This is a genomic window from Ruegeria sp. L11 (assembly GCF_056531755.1).
On record NZ_JBQFMI010000039.1, the window covers coordinates 1 to 2,874 of the forward strand.

General features: G+C 61.9%; 3 protein-coding genes. All 3 read left to right on the plus strand.

Going from position 1 to position 2,874, the window contains the following annotated elements; all coding sequences use genetic code 11:
- The first annotated feature begins 3 nt into the window (after window positions 1–3).
- A complete protein-coding gene (locus ACR0CE_RS20395) occupies window positions 4–1,680 on the plus strand; it encodes a formate--tetrahydrofolate ligase (RefSeq protein ID WP_480540092.1) in 1,677 nt (558 codons plus the stop codon).
- A gap of 55 nt (window positions 1,681–1,735) precedes the next feature.
- Complete coding sequence (locus ACR0CE_RS20400; protein WP_480473724.1) at window positions 1,736–2,041, plus strand: chorismate mutase; 306 nt, start codon at window positions 1,736–1,738, stop codon at window positions 2,039–2,041.
- 51 nt (window positions 2,042–2,092) lie between these two features.
- On the plus strand, window positions 2,093–2,874 hold a 782-nt coding region (locus tag ACR0CE_RS20405), incomplete at its 3' end, for a bifunctional methylenetetrahydrofolate dehydrogenase/methenyltetrahydrofolate cyclohydrolase (protein WP_480833601.1).

Genomic DNA, 2,874 nt, shown 5'->3' on the forward strand with positions numbered 1-2,874 from the left:
CCAATGAGCTATAAATCCGACATCGAAATTGCGCGTGAAGCGAATAAGAAGCCGATCCAGGAGATCGGCGCGAAGCTTGGAATATCCAGTGATGATCTTTTGCCGTATGGGCATGACAAGGCGAAGGTGAGCCAGGAGTTCATCAACTCGGTGCAGGGTCGTGAGGACGGCAAGCTGGTGCTGGTGACGGCGATCAACCCGACGCCTGCGGGTGAAGGCAAGACGACCACAACGGTTGGTCTGGGTGACGGTCTGAACCGGATCGGCAAGAATGCGATGATCTGTATCCGCGAGGCCTCGCTGGGTCCGAACTTCGGCATGAAGGGCGGCGCTGCGGGGGGCGGCTATGCGCAGGTTGTTCCGATGGAAGAGATGAACCTGCACTTCACCGGCGATTTCCACGCGATCACCTCGGCCCATTCGCTGCTGTCGGCGATGATCGACAACCACATCTACTGGGGCAATGAATGCGAGATCGACACCCGCCGGGTCGCATGGCGTCGTGTGGTTGACATGAACGACCGCGCCCTGCGCCAGATTACTGCCAGCCTGGGCGGCGTGTCGAACGGGTTCCCGCGCGAAACAGGTTTTGACATCACTGTGGCGTCCGAGGTCATGGCGATCCTGTGTCTGGCCAACGACTTGAAGGATCTGGAAAAGCGTCTGGGTGACATCATCGTGGCCTATCGCCGCGACAAGACCCCGGTCTACTGCCGCGACATCAAGGCCGAAGGTGCGATGACCGTTCTGCTGAAAGACGCGATGCAGCCGAACCTGGTGCAGACGCTGGAAAACAACCCGGCCTTTGTCCATGGCGGCCCGTTCGCCAACATCGCGCATGGCTGCAACTCGGTCATTGCCACCAGGACCGCGCTGAAAGTGGCTGACTATGTGGTGACCGAGGCGGGCTTTGGCGCCGATCTGGGTGCCGAGAAGTTCATGAACATCAAGTGCCGCAAGGCGGGCATTGCGCCCTCTGCCGTGGTTCTGGTTGCCACCGTGCGGGCGATGAAGATGAATGGCGGTGTCGCCAAGGCCGATCTGGGCGCCGAGAATGTCGATGCGGTCAAGGCGGGCTGCGCCAACCTGGGCCGCCATATCGAGAACGTGAAGTCGTTCGGTGTGCCGGTTGTTGTCGCCATCAACCACTTTGTCACCGACACCGATGCCGAGGTTCAGGCGGTGAAGGATTATTGTTCCTCTCACGGGGTCGAGGCGGTTCTGTCGCGCCACTGGGAACTGGGCTCGGAAGGCTCTGCCGATCTGGCCCGCAAGGTTGTGGAAATCGTCGAAGGGGGGTCTGCGAACTTCGCGCCGATCTACCCCGACGAGATGCCGCTGTTTGAGAAGATCGAAACCATCGCCAAGCGCATCTACCGCGCCGACGAGGTTCTGGCCGACAACAAGATCCGCACGCAGCTGAAAGAATGGGAAGCTGCGGGGTATGGCAACCTGCCGGTCTGCATGGCGAAAACCCAGTACAGCTTCTCGACCGACCCGAGCTTGCGGGGCGCGCCCACCGGCCATTCGGTGCCGGTGCGTGAAGTCCGCCTGAGCGCGGGCGCGGGCTTTATCGTGGTTGTCTGCGGTGAGATCATGACCATGCCGGGCCTGCCCCGCAAACCGGCCGCGGAAACCATCTGCCTCAATGACGCAGGTGAGATCGAGGGCTTGTTCTAAGCCGCTGAATAAGACATCTCGTGGTCCGGGACCCCCGGGCCATGAGGAGACGATGATGCCCACTCTGACACCGCCGCAGGACTGCCATTCGATGCGGGATCTGCGGGTTCAGATCGACAGGCTGGACCGCCAGCTGATCGGGATGCTGGTGAGGCGCGCAAGCTATATCGACCGCGCGTCTGAGCTGAAGCCGGGCGAGGGCCTGCCCGCCCGCATCCCGGACCGGGTCGAGGATGTGGTGCAAAAGGTGCGCGCCAGTTCGCAGGCGGCGGGGATGGACCCCGATTTGTCCGAAACGCTCTGGCGCATTCTGATTGACTGGTCGATTGCACGTGAGGAACGTGTGCTCGGCCCCGAGTAAAGACCGGGCGCGTTCTGCGCCCGTTTGGGTTTTGAAAGAAGGGACCAAAGGATGGTAGCGCAGGTTATCGACGGGAAGGCCTTTGCCGCCAAAGTGCGCGCGCAGGTGGCCGATCAGGTTGCAAAGCTGAAAGAGGAAAACGGCATCACCCCCGGCCTGGCCGTGGTTCTGGTGGGCGAGGATCCGGCCAGCCAGGTCTATGTCCGCTCGAAGGGCAAGATGACCGTCGAGGTCGGCATGAACTCGTATGAGCACAAGCTGGATGCGGAGACCTCGGAGGCAGAGCTGCTGGCGCTGATCGACAAACTGAACACCGACCCGGCGGTGCATGGCATTCTGGTCCAGTTGCCGCTGCCCAAGCACCTGAACGAGGATCTGGTGATCAATTCGATCGATCCGGCCAAGGATGTGGACGGTTTCCATATCTCGAACGTGGGCCTTTTGGGCACCGGTCAGAAATCGATGGTGCCCTGCACCCCGCTGGGCTGCCTGATGATGCTGCGCGATCACCACGGGTCGCTGTCGGGCATGGATGCGGTTGTCATCGGTCGCTCGAACATCGTGGGCAAGCCGATGGCGCAGCTGCTGCTGGGGGACAGCTGCACCGTGACCATCGCGCATTCGCGCACCAAAGATCTGCCGGATGTGGTCCGCCGCGCCGATATCGTCGTGGCCGCTGTCGGTCGCCCCGAAATGGTGCCTGGCGACTGGATCAAGGAAGGCGCCACCGTGATCGACGTGGGCATCAACCGCATCGAGCGGGATGGCAAGACCAAGCTGGTCGGCGACGTCGACTATGCCAGCGCTGCCGAACGCGCCGGCGCCATCACCCC